The sequence below is a fragment of the Enterocloster alcoholdehydrogenati genome, from assembly GCF_013282095.1.
In the GTDB taxonomy this organism is placed as follows: Bacteria; Bacillota; Clostridia; order Lachnospirales; family Lachnospiraceae; genus Enterocloster; species Enterocloster alcoholdehydrogenati.
The window spans coordinates 63,560-84,660 of record NZ_BLTJ01000014.1 but is presented as its reverse complement, the minus strand read 5'-3'; the positions used below and the strand labels follow the sequence as shown (position 1 = coordinate 84,660).

Here is a 21,101-nt window from a genome sequence, read left to right as displayed (position 1 = left end):
GGCTACCGAACAATATTCGATAGCCTGATTTATTATCTATATTCATTTTTGAAATCTATGGTTATTTCGCCAAATGCTTCTCCTAAAGTTCCAAATTTGCTTAATTGGTTCTTGTCTGTCGGTATAGTATATCCCACTTCGTAGCAATATTCTCCAATCATCTGATACTTTGAACCTTCAGTCGTAAAATCTGATAAGTCTCCGCCTATGTTAAGCATCATCTGATAACCAGGATTATATTTATATACGTTTGCTACTGTAAAATATTTATCCTTCATAGTCGGCTCATTAGCCAGCCATACTCCATCTACAAAAAACAGAGGATAGGTATGTCCTACATCACCCATTTCAAATGTTGTAATTCCAACAACTTTGCCTAATAGTATTGCTGCTTCTGTATACCCCTGACAAACCGCTTTGCCTTTTACCAAGCAGCCATATGCACCATAGCTAAGAGAATCCGACCATCCCGTTTCATATGCCTCGTTCGCAGCATCATAATCGTAATCAGCCTGATGAATCCTTTCACAAATGCGGGTTGCTTTTTCAAGATCAGATGCATTTCTCCAGTCAAAGCTGTTCATAAATGCCTTGACTTCTCCTAAAAGTTGCTGGGTTTCAGGAGCATCTCTATAAGGTATATTTGCCTCTTCATAACCTGCTAAAATTGCAAGAACCGCTAAATTGTATCCCCCTTCCGGAGCATGGTAAGTAATATCTCTGTCCTCTACTGCTTTTATATCAATATACGTCATTCCTGTCATACCAGCCGGAACCACTCCTTCACTAATTACGTGTGCAGGTTGCCAATATGGAACAAGATTTCCTTCTTCTATTCCAAAATATTTCTCTACTCTTCCCTTCAATGGATATTCATCCGAACTCTCGGTTGTGCTTTCTGTCTGTACCTGCTCCGCTGGCTGCCCCTGGTCGGCAAATACTGTCATGCTTGTAAGTGCCATCATGGCTGCCGTAACGGCTAATACTTTTACTAATTTTTTCATAACATTCCCCTTTATTTTTATGCTTAAGCCTTCTGATAACATACCTCTATGCCACTATAACCTTTTGAAATAATCAAACCATGCTGTCAAAATATCCGACCTGTTTTCCAAAATGTAACGAGCAATCTTCTTTAAATCATTTTGAGGTATTCATATTCCTTTTAAGCATACTGCAAATCATTCCAGTTACAGCCGCTCATACTATTTACTGTTTCTGCAAAGTTTCTTCCTGCTCCCACTGCTTGATTTTTTCTATCGGAATGTTCATACATTTTGAAACTGTTTCATAAGATAAACCATTTTTTAATAAATTCAATGCTGTTCTCACAAGTTTTTCTTCCACTTCTGTTTCCATCTCTTCCCTTACACGAGCCTCTATACGGGCCTCTATGCGTTCTTCTAAACGTTCTTCCAGCAGGTCACTCAGATTACACATATGTTTTACCTCCTCCTCGATTTCTTCACTTACATCAATCCCATATTCCTTCAAAGTCTTCAGTTTCTCATCTGCCTTCAGTACACTGCTGCTCAACGTCTGGAGCATTGACAGCACCCGATCCTCCGCTTCTTTTTTATCGTTGATCCGCAGGATGATCACATTCATCAGGTCGTATTCCTCAGGACGCCTTTTTACAGTACCTATTATGTCTTTTTTCTCCATCCGGTACAGGGTCGCCGTATTCGCTTCCTTATCCGGTACGTCTCCCATACATACCCAGATCGAATATACTTTATGTAGGCTTCCGTAATTCGTGTTTTTGCTGATTGTTTTCAGCTGGCTCCCCAGGCGGCGGGCTGCATAGTATGCTCCCCGCATCTCCATTGGATAACCGGCATAATAGCTTTTCTGTGCTTCCACATTGATATACATCCCTATGTATTCCCCTGTCTTAGATGGGTAACAGGCTTTGAAGATAATATCGTAATATATGGTTGCCTCATTGGGGTTGTATTCTTCCTGGGCGGATCCTTCCACACGGCGGGTATTCCTGGCTACTCCCAGGCTGGAAACCTCTATACTGCCCGGTTCAATGTATTTGTTCTCTATATCCTCCAATGGGATATTTTCATATTCGGGTACAAATCGCTTTAAGATCCGGGAAAGGAATTGTTTATTTGAAAGCAGTTCTTTTATCACATGGTCATATTTTGCTTTCCTTTCGTCTGTTGTTTGAATGATTTCCTCTAACTCATTCACTTCCTTCTCTCCCTCCTGTCTGGCCCTGCCATTTCCGGGGCTTTCTTCTATGTGTTTTATGGCTCTATGTCCCAATCCTCATAAGCTGCTGGATCGGGAACCGTCCCTCCGTCCTCTATCTCCGTCTCAGAAGGCATTTGCCAGTTTGGGTCATAGGATGGGATATCGACATCTTCGCCAAACATTTTCCCTGCAGGAGTATTTTTTTCCTTCCCGTGGGCCAGTTCTTTTAATTCTGAGACAGTCTCTACGTTATATGGGATAACCGCTTCAATTGCCATTTTCCTGTAGGCATCCTGTTCTTTTTTTAAATATGACAGCAGATCCGTATAGTCGCCCGTTTCATGTATTTTTTGTAGGCCAGCGTAATACTGATCTTTATTGCTATCTTGAATAATAAATGGGGTGATCCCGTTTTTCAGGCATTCTTTAAATAATACAATCCGGCCGGTTCTCCCATTCCCATCCTGGAACGGATGAATAGTTTCATACTCCACATGGAATCTTGCAAGGTCATCTAACGTATGGCGTCCTTTGCTCAAGTACGCATCTAATAACTCCTGCATTTTTTCAGGCACCTCCTGAGGAAGGGCTGTTGTAATATTGGAAACATAGTTTCTCCTGTTTTTATATTCCCCAATCGGGTAACCATTTGCAAGATCTTCAAAAACACCAACCTTCAGATCGTAATGATACCGTTTAATCAGTCCCTGTGTCAGTGGCTGCTCCACTGTTTTAAGCATTGTGTTAAACATCCGGAAATGCCCGCTGGTTTCTTCTACATCCTTTGCACGGAAAATGGTATTGCCATCTGCGGATACTGTACCAGTCTCAAACAGCGATGCGGTCTGCCTCTCTGTCAGGCGGCTGCCTTCGATACGGTTGGAATTATATGCCAATAGTTTCTGGGTCATGCCATATATTCCGCTTCTGTCTTTTTTATCACATTCGACCCTTAACCTTTTAAGGAGCACTGTGTTAAACAGTTCCAATGTTTCCTGGTTGTTAATTTCAATCATCTGTCCTTACCTCATTTCATATCCAGTTCCATTCTTGCTCAGGAAATGTTTCTGTCACAGGCAAATCTTTATTTCCCAATAGCCGGCTTTCTTTTGCCTGAGTTTTCCATTACACTGCGGTGCGCCCTATCCTCCAGCTTTCCTATCAGACAAATACGATTTCCGCCCTGACAATTTCCTCGATAGCCGATCTTGCGTTGTTCATTTGCCTGATATATTCCCAACGATCCTGTTCCATCAGATCCTGGTGGGCTGCTTGCCACTCCATCATCAGGTCAAATTCCCTGTCATCAGCCGCTTCCCTGATTTGTTCACAGTGAATGAGCAGTGTCCCATTTTCTATCATTTCATCATACAATTCCGGTTTTTGTTCATAGAGGAAATCTTTACGCAGCTTGGCATATCCCTGGAGTTCATAGGCAAACTCATCCATCGTAAATTCCCATTCATCTGTACTCACATCTGGATACCAACGGATCCCATTCACCTCATAGCCAGGAATCCCATCATCCCTCACATACCAACTCTCCCATGGAGGGAGTTCCCCGGATTCTACCTTTTCTCTCCAGCCCAGATCCACATAGTAATCGGCCCACTCCTGCGCGCACTTAATAATCTGTTCTTTTGTCAGTTTCATCCTTATCTACCATCCTTTTTTTCTTACTCTGCTATTTCTATATCCTGATTACCGCAATATGGGCAGTAAAGATATTTACCCGTCATATGCTCCATGCACGTTCTTTCGATTATAAAATATCCGCCGCAGGATCGGCAGTGCTGTGCCAGAAGTTCTCTCCCAGATTCTTCTTTTTTATCCATTTTCAATCCCCCCTTCTAATGCTATGATCTTGCACTTCGCTCTTCTTCTCCCCCTTCCACGGGGGCTGCTTTGCCAGATCAGGATCGGCTCTTCCCCATAATTACCCATTATGTCCATGGCTGGGAAACAAAGGCCCTCTGGTGTGGTGATCACCATTTTTTTTTCATCTGTCGCAACAGCCTGAAAACCGGGAGGCAATTCGATTTTGACCTTCTTGCTTTCTTCCGACTCCTCTATTGGGTAGATAAAACTAAATATGACTTTCCTGTCCTGACCTGGGACACCATAGTTCGCGTAAGCTTCGATCACAGTCCCTTTTTTCTCTGGTACGAGGAGTTCCTGTAAAGAACATGACAGCAGTTCGCAAATTTTCAGCGCAACACCTAATGTCATGTTTTCCGGATTGTAATCTTGTTTCTCATACTTCTGTAGCTGGCGAACGCCTAATCCAAGCTTTTCCGCCAATTCTGCCTGGGAATATCCCCGCCTCATCCTTAATTCCTTTAACATATGATCCACACCTGACCTTATTTTATGCCTATATAATACGCCTTTTAATTCGTAATGTCAAGCATTTTTCGCTTCTTTTCAGTGAATGTTTGTAGGCAGTCTGTCCCCAGGTCTATCCTTTTCAGCCCCCGGAAAAGGACACGCCTGGAAACAGTCTTTCATAGTAGGCGGCCAGTCGGATCCAGCCGCCTACAAAACTTATTTTTCCCTATCATCGCATTTTAGTCCGTAAGCTATCATCCTTATTCAGTTATCAATGTGCGTTGCAATGTCCTGCCAGGCATTCCACTGCGAAAGGGGCGGCAGATGATGAATCTGCCAGGCTCTGTAGCTGCCCGTATTTCTATGCTCCCCTGCCTGTTTACAAGCTTAATTTTTCTTTGTCTGTATCGTTTTCCCGATTACGTACCTACCGTCTATATCAACAGTATATCCATCCGGTGTAACGCCATTTGCTGCCATAGCGCCCCTGTCTGACGGATCCAGATAATAGCATTCAAAAATGCCATCGTTATTTCCATCAATCCACTGCCATCCAGTAAGCAGACGGCCGCAGGTTTCTCCTTTGGGTTCAAAATATCTCCAACGTCCGTCTACTATATTCCATCCGATGAACATCCGCCCCAGAGTATTGTCTGATATAGGGTTCAGGTAATACCAATCCCCCTGTGTGTTCTGATACCACCCTGTAACCATATGGCCGTTTTCATCAAACCGGAACCAATCAGCCTTGTTCTGTCCATCTGCCGCATATGGATTATAGATATACGCCCACTCGTTTGTGTAATTATGGCCATCTGCTGTAAAAAGCCAGTTTCCATCCGCATCCTGTGTCCAGGTTCCTGTTACAGCCCCAGATGGGCCTCCCACCGTATTCCCCTGGGAAGTTCCTCCGGGAGCGCCAGAACTTCCGGCACCTCCGCCGCCTCCGCCGCTGTGTCCGCCTCCGCCGCCTCCGCCAGAGGATGATTGCGTCTGATCCACTACTGTAAGATGTAAGTTTACTGGAATGGTATCTGTAAAGGCACCATCAGATGAGGACACCAGTACCGCCGCATTGGCCTCTCCTGAAGTACCGGAATGGTTCAATACCGATTTAATCCATTCTGCCGTGACCGTGCCATTTGTGTCTGTAATAATAGGCGTTACTGTTCCGTCTTCTGATACGCTTAAAACAGAAGCATCGCTGCTACTCCATTTCTTTGTCAGGTCTGGGTTATCTGTATAGATCTGTGCCTCTAGATGTTTCGGGCTGTTGCCGCTCCATGTGAAAACCGGATCGGAACGTTTTCCTGTTTTGGTCAGGGTAATCTGAAAACTCTCTGACTCCCGGTCGGCCTCGATTGCATTAGCATGGAATTTCAGGCTAACATCACATGAAGCCGTTTTTCCTCCATCCTCTGTTGTTGCAGTGATGGTGACCGCTTTTTCTGCCTTGTATGGAGCAGTCTTTAGTGCATCCTGTACCCACTGGGCATTTTCATGAACCACAAGTTTTCCATCCAGCACTAAGATCGCATCAGGATCTGAACTTGTCCATTGTACCGTCCGGTTATATGGGGTATGCCCCTCTTCCTCAGTTACACTTGGGAGGACAAGGGCTGTCAAAATATCCCTCTCCCCAAATCCGTCCATTTTCTGTATTTCCGACTTTGTATCCCCTTTAAAGGTATAAGACAGGTCGTAGTCCAGCTTTGTATGGTTTAGGGAAATGCCCTCGGGATGGATAACCGTCTCGTCCTGTGTACGGAAGGTAACCGTTACTGTGCAGTCTGCTGAAACAACACCATGGGTCTGATCTTCGGATGTGGCAGTGACTGTCTCCGTTATACTGCCAGTACCGCTGCGTTTCATGTATCCCCCATCCGCATTGTATTTGGAATTATCTTCATTCACTATATTCTGTATCCAAGCCGGATGATTTTTTCCCGCCGGGTCAAATATGGCAGATACCGCGCAACTCTGTTGGTTGTTTCCAGATGGAGAGAGTGAAATGATCTTCCCGCTTTCTTTATCTGTCCAGGTGACATTTTTGAAAAACGGCTGTGATGGGTTCAGTTTTGCATCCAGGTTCACTGGTTCTGTTACAAAATAGCTTTCTACTGGATTCTTCCTGTCACCTGTCAGTTTTCGGACAACCTCGAATTGAATATTGTTCTGGTTTAACACCAGCCCTTCTACCCTTACAGTCGTCTGGTCAATAATCTGGAAGGTAACATCTACCTTGCAGGTTCCCGTGACTGTTTTATTATCTACGCTGGTTGCTGGATTAGAGGCCGCAGTCACTACCGCCGTATCTGTGTATATTGTATTTTTAATGGGCTGGCTATAATTAGCATCTGCCTGTGCCTGCACCTCTTTCCGAATGATCTGTTGAATAAATTCAGAATTTATATTGGGTACAATCCTGGCATCCTCTGTGGTATATCCACCTGTCCATCCTTCTTCAAAATGCAGTAAATCCGTATCGTCAATTGACCATTCCACGGTACGGTCTGCTGACGCACCGGCTCCATTATGCTCTGCATGGATGGAAACGGGCAGGGCTTTCATTTCTTTGGAGTCATTGATATATTTTGCAATCAGTTTTCCCTTTTCATCACGTACTTCTGTTATGATTTTGGGGTTCTTTCTGTCACCTGTTCTGGTGTGTGTGACGGAAATCGTTGTCTCAGCTGGTGACATCGCCAGTTCAGTCGTTACCTTAACATACTCTACATTCAGTTCCGTATCGCACTCGGGCATATCAAAGGTATAGGAGCCACCATTCATATAGGTCATTGGCTGCGGATCAGACTCTTCGTCCGTATATGTCGGAGGTTTTACCTTACCTGGTTCATTCTCATCGTAAACCATCTGGTAACGGTTCCCATCTTTATTTTTTGCGGCTGTCGCTACAGTGATCGTACAACCAGGGGCAACAGCTGAAGGATGGTCTTTGTCAATCTGGCGGTAATAGCTATTATTCGTAGAAGAGATCGCAGTCAGGGTTGCCACGTCATTGTCATATGTCCCATTGGCATTTTTTGTGTCAATCCTGGGGATTGAGACAAGATATCCTTTCACCGGTTCCCCTTGGGTGCCGGGGGCATAATGGTCAATCTTAAACGCTTCCCCTTTTGCATAGTCGATTGTCAGGTCTTTTCCCAATTTCTGTGTGATGATGTATTGTATCCCATCTTCCAATTCCTCATAAAAATATCTGCTTCCGCTGCCCTCCTGCGTTGTTCCCGCTACCTTGGTATATTTCCTTTGATAATCCGTGAAATATCCGATGTGTGCCTCCATTGTCCATGTGTTATCATCCTGTATGGATGATCCAATCACATTTTTGGCCTGTTTTTCGTTCCCAGCGTACAAGAATGACACATTGTCATTTTTTCCTGTTCCATATTTAAAGCTGTTACGGGCTTCTCTGGTTCCAATGAAGGTTCCCTCATGTGAAGCCGTCCCTTGGTTTGTCCGGCTGATCTCACCATCAAACTGTGCTACGATCAGGTTACCGGATTCGTAGATACCTGTAATGCCTCCCACGGCCTTCCCCAGGTTCCCACCTATCGTACCTGAAACATACGAATTATAAATGTTAACTTTATTCTGTCTTCCGGCCACTCCGCCTACATAGCCTTTCCCCTGGATCCGGTTGCTGTCTCCGTCCTGCGTTATCACCTGTACATCCACAATATCCGCTTTCTGCGCATTTCCCACAATTCCGCCCACAAAGCTGCCGGTTCCCTGTGAGTTAATCGATACATCGTCGGCGATACAATTTTCTACTACCGCATATTGTGTTCCACCCGTCATTTCTCCTGCAATCGCACCGGCGTCTCCCGATTTAGCGTATACAAAACCATTTACTGTTACATTATGGATTGCCGATTTTCCTTCCACGCAGCCTGCCAGGATCGCGATATTATCGTCTCCTGAAACTTCCTCCGCTTCCAGATACAGGTTTTTTACCGTTGCATTCTTTAGATATCCAAACAGCCCAAGGTAAGAATATTCATGGTCTATTTTTGTAAATCGAAGTCCTGATATCGTATTTCCGGCACCATCAAAGGTTCCAGAAAAAGCCGTATCAGGTTTTCCGCCAAGGTCGGACACATTTTTAAACCAGCCAATCGGGTTCCAGCAGCCATCATTCAGGTTAAGCCCCCCAAGGTCAATGTCGCTCTGAAGTTCAAAGTATTTCCCCGCAAAATCTTCCCCCTGTGCCACGGATTCAGAAAGTCCCATAAATTCAGAGAGGGTTGTGATCTTGTACGGATCAAGTTCTGTTCCTGAACCGTCCCAATTCATCTTTGCTCCTGTCCATTCGTCCCATAGATCTCCGGTTGCGGAACTCTTTACATTCCCAAAAAAATCAATTCCTGTATATTCTTTGTATGCCCGTGAAAATCTGGCTTCATTTTTTCCGATCCATTCCATAAACCGGTCATAATCATCTGCTTCTGTATCTTCTAAAAGATCCAGCACATAGTCCCATAGTTCTTCCTGGTCTGTATGTTCAAAGAACCATTCCGTAAAAGATTCTGTCCCTATTTCCGGCATATCCGTCATTGCAAATTCTTCTTTTTCAGGAAGTTTATTAGGCTTGGGAGTTGAGGGGCTTGCATTATTTACCTCCGGTTTCTGTCCTTTCCCGGCCTCTGTTTCCCCTTCAGTTTCCATCTCTGTTGTGTCCTCGGTATCCGCTTCTTTGGATTCTTCCGTCTCTGCCTCCGTAGACTCTTCTGTCTCTGCCTCCGTGGATTCTTCTGTTTCTGCCTCCTTGGATTCTTCCGTCTCTGCCTCCGTAGACTCTTCTGTCTCTGCCTCCGTGGATTCTTCTGTCTCTGCCTCCGTGGATTCTTCTGTTTCTGCCTCCGTGGATTCTTCTGTCTCTGCCTCCGGGGATTCTTCTGTCTCTGCCTCCGGGGACTCTTCTGTTTCTGCCTCCGGGGATTCTTCCGTCTCTGTTTCAGTGGCCTCTATCTCTGTACTATTTTGGGCCAAGGCTGGCGTTACATTCCCCGCTGTAAGCGCTACAGCCAAAAACCACAGCAGTGGTCTGTTTGTGATATTTTTTCTCATTTATTGCCTCCTCGTTTTTATTTAATCCTGCGGCATTGTAAACGCCGGTCTTACACCTGTCGTTGTTGTTACATTCAATTCTTCATTTCCCAGATCTTTTTGTGGTTTAATAGCTGCCGGATGGATATTCCCATTTACCAGATCTACAATATAAGCATACCCTGTATCATAATTGTCTGAATTTCCCATCGGGCTTCTAAGCCAAAATCCCTTTGAGAATGAACCATATTGGGTTTCTGGATTATCTTTATCAGATCCCTCAAACTTCCACATAAAGTCTTTATACTGTATCGCCTCATCCAGAGACAGGATGAAAAATTTTGCCTGGAGTTTCTGGCTTCCTATGTAGTAGGAAGAAAAACTATTATCGTCAAAATTGGCAAATTCCTGTTCTGGGCTGTTTCCCATATAAGCGTAATTTACACCAATATGGGTTGGTTCCATGTTATAAACACTCTCCTGCTGCTCAAGCCATTTATAAACTGACGAGTATTTATATTCATTGCTATTTCCGAAATTAACGATTGGGCCTGGAGCAAATACATACCTATGGCTACCATCCTCAGTTTGCTTTATCTCATAATCGGAACCATAATTGGCAGGTATGACACTGTCGCAGATAAACAGGGCTGCTTTTCTATGATTCTGCTGTGCATCGGAATAATTCTGGTCTATGCACCGGAACATATATATCTGCCCATCCAGTTCCCTTGCCTGTATATCCCCAATATTCCAATGAACAGTATCTGCCGTTCCTTCATCTGGGGTTTCCATGACGATTGCGGGGCGGATGCCATATGTACTTTGGGATATATCCTCCAATGTATACCCACCATTTTCATCCACGCCCAAAACCTTTCCCTCTTCTGAGTCCTGTAACAGGAAACCTCCCCCGTCGATACGTTCTTTGTATGCTTCATAGTCTTCTTGTGTCAGACTCATTGCATAATCCGTCCCTGAAAAATTCTGTCCTGTAATACCCATCAGGCCGTTTTTTATGGAAAAACCGTTTTGGAAACCATCTCTGAAATATTTTCTTGGATTGCTTTGCCCATATTCAGCTGCCCCATAGCCTCCAAATGTGGATAATTCCAGTGTCTGGTCTGCAAGGTACAACATCCCTCCTTGATACTCATCAGCAATGCACGTAAATGTAAGTTCTTTTCCACCGAGTTCGGCTTGAATCTTACTTCCAATTGCCTGGGGGATTGCCCGCTTTTTGCAGCGGTCGCAAATGGAGTCATTGTTTTTATCTATATGGCCCAATGGAGCTGTTATTATTTCCTGTTCTGCTCCACATTTCTGACATATATACAATGCACTGCCTTTTTCCAGGCAGCCGCCTTCTCTCCCTCTCTCCCATTTCCAATTATGGCTACACCCTTCCTTTGAAAAGCTTCTCTTTATTCCCATCCTTGCGATATAGTAAGTATCGGACTGAATACGAATCACATCTTCCAAAAGGTTGGAATATACCGCCTCTTCACCGAACCACGCTGCGATTGTCTTTCCATTTGGGACAAAGTTTTTTCCTATTACATAAAATGTATGGTCATCTGTATCATTGATCTGCGTTGCAAGGCTCCGAATCCTGTGATCGTTTTCCATCTGCCCTAAAACTATGAACCTCTGATCTGGTATCTTCTCTGTATCTTCTCCAGTGATCATGCTTTCACAGGCTTTTGCCTGATCCAGATACCCTTTTAGTTTTTTCTGTTCTTCTTCATAAGGATCTTCACCGTCCGGCACTTCCCCTGTATTGGCAAATTCAATATATTCTATGTATGTCCCAGTTCCATAGATCTGCCGTACAACCGGCGGCTCCTCTATACTTTCCCATACCGTCCCATCCTCGCTATAGATGATCGGTGGATAATTGACAGTGAGTTCTCCTCCATCTGCAATTTTTCCGCTTTGGGAGGGCCAGATTTTGTTACTATGATCATCCTGGTCGACAAAATGCACTATCCATTTTACTTTCTGGGCAGATGGTTCAGATGGAGTTGCTTCTTTCACTTCCTGATAATAAATTTTTTGAACCAGATCATCAGACTCCACTTCAAGTTCCGTAGGCTGTCCATCACAGATCTCATAATCTTCTATGTCTGGATGGTCGATATCAATCACGCTCCCCTGCGTTGCCTGTCCAATTACTGTACCCAGGATCAGTTTTGTATCAACGTCCACGTAATGAATCGTGTAGCTATATAATCTCTCTGCCTCTGAATCAGTCGCCGTATCCGTTTTTTTCTGAAAATAAACTGTAAATACTTCTCCATCCGATTGCAAAACTGCTGTCAGTTCTTGGTCTGGCATTAGCACATATCCATCTACTTGATACTGGCCCAAAGATAGATATGCCCCCGCTTCTGCTTTGCCCTGAATCTCCTTTAGGATCCCCCCATCCTGATTCAACAGCCTTACCGTATAGGAGTACCTTTCTGTTTCTTTGTCTGGCTCCAATGGGCTGGAAGGAATACTTGTGTGGCCGCCGCCCGATGAATGGCCTCCTGATCCGCCACCGCCGCCGCCCTTACCAGAAGAGGATGGACGGCTCGTATATGTTCCCACACCAGGAACAGGAACTGCCTTGGTCTGAACTGCTCCATTGACCACCCATGCACCGTTGCGATCTACTGTATATCCATCTGGTGTTGTTGTGTCTGAATACATCCATCCATCATGGTCAAATGCATAACACTCTGCCGTCCCATCCTTATTCCCATCTAACCAGTGCCATGCGGTATTGCCTGGCTTATCGGAAGCATACCATTCTGTTCCCATTTCATTGGATGAATACCACCAACCGGATTGTAAGCCCCTTTCCTGTTTGGGGGTTGACGACCGCATCCAGCCAGCCGCAAATACCTGGTTTGGGAATGCCAGTAATGCCGCCAAAGCATAAACAGCAACCCCCTTCCACTTTGGCTCAAGTAATCTCATCCGTTTTTCCCCTTTCTCCTAAGTAAATGTGCCAGCAGCAGTATCCCACTACCCATAAGCGCTGTAATAAGGTATGGGACTGCTGTTAGTGCAGCTGCTTCTGACGCATTATATCCATCTGTGATGATCAGGTCATAATACTTTTTCCTAAGTTCCATTAAAACACCTTCTTTCTTATCCGGAATCCAAATAGAGTTTTCGGGGGCGGCGTGCTGTGAGGGAGATAATCTGCCAGGATTTGTTTTAATCCTGGGAAGCTTGTTGCCTCAAATGGATCGGGTCTATATCCAATAAAACTGAATTTAGTCCTGAATATTTTCTCTATTGCCTTTCTGTCATCTTCCTTTTCTACAAAATTTATATAGAAATGTATCTGGCGTCGCGCCTCTTCGTCGTATCGGTTCCAAAAATCATATAAATAATCAAGTTCCCAAGGCTGTACATTTCCCAAGGCGATCTTAACGTGGCACCGGTTAAAGCAGTTGATATTGCAAGTACCGAAACTCCCAAAATCCAGAATTAAAAAATTGTACACTTTCTCATCCAGTATCGTCCGCAAGAGCGTTTCATCCCCATCTGGATAATAGTCAATGTTCCGGCTTGTAAATAGCATATGGTCAATCATGTTCAGTTTCTCGGATTCACGTATCATCTGAAAAGCACCCGATGCGTTCATTTCCACACACGCCACTGCAAATCCCATTTTCTTAAGCTGGTTTGCAATGATAATGGCATTATGGGTGCAGCCAGTCTTTGGCTGCGTTCCCGTGATTCCGATCATTACCTTATTGACCTCCCGGATTTCCTTGATCTCTTCTTTCAGACGCTCTTTTACGTCTTTATACTCAATGGCCTCTTTATAACTCATTCCAGTTTCGGTCAGGCAGCGTTCAAGGCTCTGTTTGATCCCCACAAAATCATTTCCTACTGCAAAATTCCGAATCCCAAGCGCAAACAGGCTGCTGAGTATCTGATCCCCAGCCAGATTTCGGGGTGCTACAATGATGATGCGTACCTGCTCATGCATTGTTAAAAAACCGCCGATAGAACTAAGGATTTTTTCGTCTGTATCGATCAGTGCAGAGAGATCTATGATTAGATAATCCACATCATTGTCGCTCAGGAGAAATCCTTTATGGTTCATATAATCCTCCAGCGAGATCATATTGCTGATCTGATTGTTACAGTCGAAAGTCATAAGTTCTTTTTCTTTGATCGTATGGTCAATGGTTTGCCGCAGCGCTTTACTGGTTATGTACAGCACTATTTTCTGCATTCTGTGCCTCATCTCCTTCTAAGAGTTGCTTTAAAATAATGATTTCCGCGATGTTTTTTATACTCATCGTCGTGTAATTTTTTGCCCTATTTAATAATCGGTTTGTCTCATCATCTACGCAGAAACTGATCCTTGAAAATGGATTGATGCGCTTTTTTCCATTAGAAAGATACAGAGGAACCTGGAAGCCGACATTAATGCCGTTAAAATCACCACATATATCAAAATACTGAGGGAGCGTCTGAACCAATATATTTTTGAATATAGTTGCCAGCGCTTCATTACTTTCTTTCCTTACATATGCCCTGATAACGGAATCAGGAATATCTACGGTTACTGTCATATGGTTTATCCTTCTCCTGTTGCACTCGTTATCTGCGTTTTTTTATCGTCATTGTGTCTGTTCTGTTGGCTGCATGACGAAAAAAGCAGCAGCACTAACAAAAGCAAATAAACCGCGATCTTTAATACTTTTGTATGTCTATTTGTCATATTGTCCCTTCTTTGTTCTTGTGATAACTATAGCAAGCGCCCCACATAAAAAAGCCAGTCCCAGTGTGATCAGTATCCCTATTTTTAAAGATATGCCTGTCTTGCTGCCATTCTCATTCTGTTTCTGTCCATCAACTGTTTCCTCCTGGGATATCTCTGTCTCCTGTTCTGGTATGTCTGGAATCGTTTGTTCGTTCTGCGTTTCATCCTGCGGGTATGAGTGTTGTGGGATATGGGATGCACGGTTGCCATTTGGGATTTCAGAAGCGTCAATACCATTTTGTGCTAAGAATGAATTTTCTCTTTCCCATTCTTCTACATCCAGGAAAGCACTCTCTCCCTCCTTCCTTGCACTCTCCTGTATCTTTCTCAGTTCATCCATCTGACCAGCTGAATATACTGTTTCCCCGTCAGACGGCACATATTCCTGAAATTCGTGTCCCTCCTCGCTTTCTTCCATTCCTAAAATCTGAAATACTGCCTCATGCATATCCTTATAGTCTATGTCTCCTATGGATATTTTCAGGCTTTCCGGAAATACCTGATATACATGATCCTGGTCGTACCGCACCCTGGCATATACCTCATACGTCCCTGCCTCCAGTTCTGTCTTATAGAGATATTGGTTTGATTGGTTTAAATCATAATCGCCATAAAATTCTCCATTTTTAGCCACATATACTTCTATTTTTTCATTAAAGTCATCCTCTGTAGAAACAGTGACTGAAAAATTATAAAATGGCTGTAAATCAGCATAAGCCCTTATGCCAGAGGCTATACTGATTGCAATTCCAAGGCTTGCAGCTGCAAACACTGGTACTCCTAATCTTTTTTCCGGCACATTATGGCCCTTCATTTTCCTGCTCCTTCCTCTTAATCTCCTGGTATGGAAAAGTGCATATAATCCTTTGATGATGTCCAATTTCCGCCCCATTTCCATCCGGTCTGTTTTAGGGTCTGCACGGTTACGCTGCCTTCTTTCATCGATAACTCATGCGATCCATACGGTGTTCCCACCAGTACCTTTCCGCCTTTTACCTGGGGATTCCCATAATTCCAGTTAATGTCGATTGCCAGCCCATAACTGTGCGAAGAACGTTCCTTAGAGGCAGAATTGGTTTTATTTTTCCATACAAACCCGCCGATCTCCTTAATTTCGTATCCATTTTGTGATATATCCGTTAAAGCTTGCAGCAGGTCGGCTGCTACGCTTTTATGTACCCTCACATATTTCTTTTTTCCCGCAGAATTGGTAAATGATATGGTTACACAATAAGCGTCTGCCTCCTTCTCACTGGTTGGCAGCTTTCCACCAGGGAAGTATGATTTTTTGATCTGGGAATAGGATCCTCCCTGTGTTGGCTTTCCACCTCCGGCAAAGAGATTGTATGCATCCTGCGCGGCTCCCTGCCGCCTGTCTTGCTGGGCATATTTATAATTGGGGGATTCCCAATGCCAAAGAAAATCATCTACTGCCTCTGAAAGTTTGGCATATGCATATGTACCAAATTCAGGGAGGGAATTTGCTTTTGATTTATGTTTCTGGCCACCACTGTTATAAATAGTCACAGTCCCTGCATACCATGTATTTTCGACCAGTATATATTCACACTGGGCGCTGATATCCGTTATGCTTTTTCCGTTTTTATGCAGCCAGTTCAAAAACGCTGTGCGGCGTCCAAATGACCATTGTCCTAAGCCGATCCCTGTCACTCCCGATTCTTCCAGATTCGGTTTTAACCCGCACTCAGCCTCAAAATTTCCAATAATGGCCGCACAGGCATAATCTGACCAGCCTTTCGCTTTGAAAAAATCCCAAATAATCCTAGCTACCTCTGTATTTGATACATTGCCAGATGGTATGCCATCGTAGCCTGTCCCACCTGCCTGTGCGATCATTTCTGTCAGGCGTTCAATCGATACTCTGAACAGGTCTTCATCTGCCTCATCTTTGAACAAGCCCTCTTCCCTTAACAATTCTATAATTTCATCATCCGACCGGTATTCCACTATGACGCTGTACAGGTCTTTGTTGTGGCATATGACCTGAAAAGGCTTTTTACATATCTTCTGATAAAAGTCCCTTATATCACGGTTAGAAATTTTTTTTTCCGGATTCGCCAGCAGCACCTCCTCTTTCGTGCAAAAGTATGCCAGGACAGACACGATAGGGGGATTTGGAACGGGGGTTTCCACCTCTGGGTATACAGTCCGTTCCTCGGTTTCTGTATTTCCTTCGTCATCCGTATAGGTATACGTCTCAGTGTATTTATTTTCTTCTCTGACTTCTTCAGCCCTTACCTCCTGCTCTTTTTGAATTTCCGCCAAATGTTTGCTCCGTGCTTTTTCAATCTGCTTATAAAACTTGGCTTCCGTTATCACATACTGCCCATTTATGAGGGCATCCAGATCAGACAGGTCGTTCATGTCCTCCCCTTCTTCACCTGAAAAGAAGTTATTAAGTCCTGTTACTAAGCCAGCAATAGGCAAAAAGACAGCAGCCGGGATAATGACCAGAAAGCAGATAATACCGATTAGTATACCTTTAAGCAGCTTGCGGCCATCCTCTGTCAGGACGAGTTGCGCTGCTATTTTGGCTACCAGTTTTCCCCACATTTGTTATCGACCTCCGGCGTTTCCAAACATTGCGAGTATTTCATCTGCTATCTCAAGTGTCAGGTTAATACGCATATTTCCACACATAAATACGCCCTGTCCCCTTGATTTTGAAGATAAAACAGATACTTCCTTATCTGATAGGTTAAATAGCCCTTGTGTCTCCTTTAGATTCTTTCCATCTGTACCCATGATGAATTTATAACAGGCATTGTCAATAATTGCCTGACCATACCGTTTTACTGCCGGATCCAGAATATCCACTACTGAATGTGTGATAAACATAAGGCCGCCTTCGTACTTTCTGGCACGTTTTGAGATATTTCTTAAGAACTTCATCAGGTCTGGATTTTCTGGATCAACGAACAGATACCCTTCATCCACGCCAAACAGTACCTTTTCATGCCGGTCTCTCGACATTTGCTGCCATCCCCACATGGTCAGATTGTAATACTGCGCGCGTTTTACATTATCATCACTTTCCTGTAGGTTAGATACGTCCAAGTTAATAAAATTGCTCTGCGGGTTAAGCGTTGTGTAGCCATTCCATATAAACTGATCTGCACCTTTTCCGCAGCTGTAAAGCTTTAGGGTCAGCTTATCCCTTAAACCCTTTATATACTCATTTGTCTCTTCATCTGCCAATTCCTTTGAAAGGTTATACAGATCTTCCATGATCGGGTAATCCTCATTGTGTAATCCACTTACGTCTGTTTCCCAGGTAATATGGAATCGGTTATATAGTTCGATCAAGGTCTGTTCCAGAATTGTCCGAATTTCCGAGTTAAACTCGTCCTTGCCAAAATACAGCGCAAAAAACAACCGCAGCTGTTGGAGATACAGCGCCAGATCAGAGCCTATATGTTCCCCATAATAATCCGTGAGCGTTTCCCCTTCCTCTAAATCCTCTTTTGTTATTTTCTGTCCAACCCGTATCTGCAATGGATTGATGCGTCCTGTAATACCGGACGCACAGTCTATCACATCTCCGTGTATGTACTCGTTTTTTGCTATATCTGCATATTCACGCTCTGGATCAAAAATAATGATTTTTGTTCCCAGCGAATATTCTTTAAAAAAGATGTCTTTTAGTGCGGTTGACTTTCCAACTCCTGGAACCCCAGTCACGATCCAGTTAGAATTTGTCCTGTCCTTATTCCTTACCCACTGGTTTAAAATAACCAGGTTTTGTTCCCTGGTTTTTCCCAGATAATACCCGCCCACATCATTCAGTCCAGAAGACGCGCTTGCATAGCCTCCCATTAGCGTACTAATAGGCATGGGCCTTTCCCCTACATTGGAAACCATTTCGTAATTAGGGATTCCATAAGGGGCCATGGATTTAAATGCCATGTCCTGTTTATAGATCAGCGTTCTGACCCCACATTCCACTACAGATACAGCTGACTGTATTCTCTTGATACGGCTCTGGAGTTCCTGTTGGTTCTCTGCTGTTACATAGATCATAATATTGACATAACCTACTGGTTCGCCTTTTACGATGATCTTATTAACCAACTCTCTAAGATTTTCAACTGCATTTGATATACTTTGTTTTTCTGACTCCTGTTTTGCGGTTTCAAGATTGTCCTTCAATTCTGAAATACGCTTATTGAGCTGTTTCGCTAACCGGTCTGGTGATGTATACCTGTACTCAATCAAGGTACTGCTCCCTTCAAGATTACAGATCGGCGCCAGCCAGCCATATCCTGCATCTGACGGGTACTTTGATATGCAGAATATCGTACCCACATTTTCTGATACATTGATATGACTACGGTCAAAATCAATTCCTGATGGCGTAATGATATTTAAAATATTTTCGTTGACATCTCTTTCATAAAGGTTTGTATCCTGTTTTACACCATTTTTTCTACGTTTCATGGATTACCCCTATCTTTAATTATTGTGAAATTTTCATAGCGTGAAATATTTCCACCAGTAAATGGCGCTTGCTGCGGATTGCTGAATAAATTGCACATTTTTATGATTTCTCTGTCTTTTAAGATTTCGCACGGGATCCCCGCCTGTACATACCGCTCCTTAAATTCGTTTAATCGGACTCGAAGTTCATTTTGAGTATCTTTTATGTTCGTTCCTATTTTGCACCATAGTTTGATAAAGTGCTGGTGTTCAAAATTTTCGCCCGACGTAGACAGACGTGTCATCTCCTGAAGCATCAAATTGATTCCTTTACGTCTGCCAATATCTTCCGTTTCCTGGTGTATTCTCTTCAGGAAATCTTTATTTGGATCCAGATTTACTTGTGACGGAAGCGTAAAATAATCAAAATTTTTCCGGTCGCCCTCAAAACTCATAGCCAGACGTTGTGTTTTTATCTCAAGTTCCTCTGTACTTAGCAGTTCAATGTTAAGGTTCCCTATCCGCAGATAACCGATCAGATAACCATCTTCCCTTGTATACAGAAAATTTTCGTCTATGTCCCTAACATTTACAATATCATTGGCCTTCTTCTGTCTTGGTGTCAGTTCCGGTTTCCCAGCTTCTTTTCCGTCTGAAGCTTTTCCTGTTTCCCCTCTTCCCAGTAACAGCAAGCACGCTACTACAGCAAGCGTAATCCCTGCAATGGCCAGCATCACTATATAAAGGGGATTCCTGGATAAGTATGTTGCTATGCTATTCATAAGCCACCTCTGTTGTTTTGTCCTCATCTATATCCATTGCGTTTAAACTATCAAAAAAATAATACATATATTTTTTCTGCGCATGGATAAATCGGTAAATGATCATAAGCTTTCTAATCAAATTTTCGTTCGTGTTATCCCGCTTAAATACTCCAATAGAAAGAATCACGATTACAAGACCAACCGCAAATGCTATGAGAAAATTGCCTGTAATCCCCTGTATGATCATTCCCACTGTAATACCTACCATAACACCAGCCCCAATCAGCGCCACCTCCAGCTTTCCAATTCCTTCAATGTAATCCTCTGAATCCAATGTTTTAACAGGAATATAAAGAGGCCTTCTTTTTTCATCCATCTTATCTGAACGCTCCTTCGACTAAATTGATGATACTCATTGTGCTGGCAACCAGTGCAATCACAAAGAGTCTTTTTTTCAGTATCCTAATTGCCTCAAGAAAATCTCTTCCTTCCGTCATGGCACTTAATGCAAGTAAAATACATCTGCACAACATTCCAAGTGCAAATATTCCAAGAATAAGATTGACTATCAGCATAATATAATCTTCTGGCGTTCCCACCTGAAAACCGCTTTCAATTATTGCCATTTTCTCACCGTCTCATAAAAAATCCTCTTACCATACTGGTCGTTACTGTTGCAATACTCCGTTTTGCCATGTCGCCTACTCCACTGTTATAGGCAAAGCGATCCAGCCATTTGGGTGACCGCAAGGTAGCGATCAAAAAACCGATGGTGACATAGGTATTGGAATCCATAGATGATGATGCTGTGATCCCGAACAAACTGTCCACAAGCTGATTTAAAAACAGGTTAAACAGCAGTAGCTGGAATGAAAAGTACATTCCGGTAACCACTATATTGGTCAAAAGCCCATTAAGTCTCTCGTGGCTCGTGTAACAAAGTTCTGTTGTAAATAGAGGCACGATAATAAACATCAACGATAATTCAGCGGCCCTGAGTGCTGCAATAATATAAAAAACAATTATTCCGATCAATACTGCAAACAAAAAAAGCAGCCAGATAAAACCTTTAACTGTAAGGTTACCCATCAATCCATCCAATGCCTGGTTAAAGCCCAAAATAAACTCCGGCTCTCCATTATTTGTCAGTATTTTTTCTGCAAAAGCAGAGCAGAAATTCATGAATGTATAAAAAAACCATGTTGAGCCAGCAGCCATTGCAGCAGCCCTAGATCCTCGAACTAATATATCCAGCGGGTCGGCTTCGGGATCTCCTGATGTTTCCATAACATATGTATCAAAATACTGTTTGACACAAAAAAGAATAATCAGTGACATTGAAATTCCCAAAACAGAATTATGTGAAGCAATTATAAGACTATTTGTGATACACGCTTTCATGATTTTCTGGAAAAAGTCTATGATTCCGGTCAATGAACTAGAAATCATCCCATACTCTAAATTTCCGATAAAATTGGCAATAGATTTCAGTAGATAATCCAACTTTCATCTGTCCTTTCGTT

General features: G+C 43.3%; 19 protein-coding genes. All 19 read right to left on the bottom strand.

Annotated features, from left to right (window positions below):
- Positions 1-32 precede the first annotated feature (32 nt).
- Positions 33-1,004 carry a hypothetical protein gene (locus HW447_RS15070; protein WP_176255954.1) on the bottom strand — a complete coding sequence of 324 codons (972 nt, stop codon included), beginning with the start codon at positions 1,002-1,004 and terminating at the stop codon, positions 33-35.
- 205 nt (positions 1,005-1,209) lie between these two features.
- Positions 1,210-2,202 (bottom strand): hypothetical protein, encoded by a 993-nt coding sequence (locus HW447_RS15065; RefSeq protein ID WP_176255953.1) that lies wholly within the window; start codon positions 2,200-2,202, stop codon positions 1,210-1,212.
- 56 nt (positions 2,203-2,258) lie between these two features.
- Complete coding sequence (locus HW447_RS15060; protein ID WP_176255952.1) at positions 2,259-3,221, bottom strand: Fic family protein; 963 nt, start codon at positions 3,219-3,221, stop codon at positions 2,259-2,261.
- Between the two features lie 145 nt (positions 3,222-3,366).
- Entirely contained in the window at positions 3,367-3,858 is a 492-nt protein-coding gene (locus HW447_RS15055; RefSeq protein WP_176255951.1) for a TnpV protein, read from the bottom strand.
- Between the two features lie 23 nt (positions 3,859-3,881).
- Positions 3,882-4,040, bottom strand: coding sequence for a PhlB family protein (locus tag HW447_RS15050; protein WP_176255950.1), 159 nt, complete (start codon positions 4,038-4,040; stop codon positions 3,882-3,884).
- On the bottom strand, positions 4,033-4,551 hold the full coding sequence (locus HW447_RS15045) for a helix-turn-helix transcriptional regulator (RefSeq protein ID WP_176255949.1): 519 nt from the start codon (positions 4,549-4,551) through the stop codon (positions 4,033-4,035). Before HW447_RS15045 ends, HW447_RS15050 begins: the two co-directional genes overlap by 8 nt.
- 369 nt (positions 4,552-4,920) lie before the next feature.
- Positions 4,921-9,624, bottom strand: coding sequence for a hypothetical protein (locus tag HW447_RS15040; protein WP_176255948.1), 4,704 nt, complete (start codon positions 9,622-9,624; stop codon positions 4,921-4,923).
- 21 nt (positions 9,625-9,645) lie between these two features.
- Positions 9,646-12,039, bottom strand: a complete 2,394-nt coding sequence (locus tag HW447_RS15035; RefSeq protein WP_176255947.1) for a DUF6273 domain-containing protein — start codon at positions 12,037-12,039, stop codon at positions 9,646-9,648.
- A 5-nt stretch (positions 12,040-12,044) separates the two neighbouring features.
- On the bottom strand, positions 12,045-12,233 hold the full coding sequence (locus HW447_RS15030) for a hypothetical protein (protein WP_176255946.1): 189 nt from the start codon (positions 12,231-12,233) through the stop codon (positions 12,045-12,047).
- Between the two features lie 330 nt (positions 12,234-12,563).
- Complete coding sequence (locus HW447_RS15025) at positions 12,564-12,725, bottom strand: hypothetical protein (RefSeq protein WP_176255945.1); 162 nt, start codon at positions 12,723-12,725, stop codon at positions 12,564-12,566.
- Complete coding sequence (locus HW447_RS15020; RefSeq protein WP_176255944.1) at positions 12,725-13,843, bottom strand: hypothetical protein; 1,119 nt, start codon at positions 13,841-13,843, stop codon at positions 12,725-12,727. The genes HW447_RS15025 and HW447_RS15020 overlap by 1 nt, the downstream gene beginning before the upstream one ends.
- A complete protein-coding gene (locus HW447_RS15015) occupies positions 13,812-14,186 on the bottom strand; it encodes a hypothetical protein (RefSeq protein ID WP_176255943.1) in 375 nt (124 codons plus the stop codon). The genes HW447_RS15020 and HW447_RS15015 overlap by 32 nt, the downstream gene beginning before the upstream one ends.
- 138 nt (positions 14,187-14,324) lie before the next feature.
- Positions 14,325-15,257 (bottom strand): hypothetical protein, encoded by a 933-nt coding sequence (locus HW447_RS15010; protein WP_176255942.1) that lies wholly within the window; start codon positions 15,255-15,257, stop codon positions 14,325-14,327.
- The gene (locus HW447_RS15005; protein ID WP_176255941.1) at positions 15,209-16,951 is read right to left on the bottom strand and encodes a phage tail tip lysozyme; all 1,743 of its coding nucleotides are present in this window, start codon (positions 16,949-16,951) and stop codon (positions 15,209-15,211) included. The genes HW447_RS15010 and HW447_RS15005 overlap by 49 nt, the downstream gene beginning before the upstream one ends.
- Positions 16,952-16,954: 3 nt before the next feature.
- On the bottom strand, positions 16,955-18,835 hold the full coding sequence (locus tag HW447_RS15000; RefSeq protein WP_176255940.1) for a VirB4 family type IV secretion system protein: 1,881 nt from the start codon (positions 18,833-18,835) through the stop codon (positions 16,955-16,957).
- Entirely contained in the window at positions 18,832-19,596 is a 765-nt protein-coding gene (locus HW447_RS14995) for a hypothetical protein (protein WP_176255939.1), read from the bottom strand. Before HW447_RS14995 ends, HW447_RS15000 begins: the two co-directional genes overlap by 4 nt.
- On the bottom strand, positions 19,589-19,954 hold the full coding sequence (locus HW447_RS14990) for a hypothetical protein (protein WP_176255938.1): 366 nt from the start codon (positions 19,952-19,954) through the stop codon (positions 19,589-19,591). Before HW447_RS14990 ends, HW447_RS14995 begins: the two co-directional genes overlap by 8 nt.
- Position 19,955: 1 nt before the next feature.
- Positions 19,956-20,204, bottom strand: coding sequence for a hypothetical protein (locus HW447_RS14985; RefSeq protein ID WP_176255937.1), 249 nt, complete (start codon positions 20,202-20,204; stop codon positions 19,956-19,958).
- A gap of 4 nt (positions 20,205-20,208) precedes the next feature.
- Positions 20,209-21,081 carry a conjugal transfer protein TrbL family protein gene (locus HW447_RS14980; protein WP_176255936.1) on the bottom strand — a complete coding sequence of 291 codons (873 nt, stop codon included), beginning with the start codon at positions 21,079-21,081 and terminating at the stop codon, positions 20,209-20,211.
- Positions 21,082-21,101 lie beyond the last annotated feature (20 nt).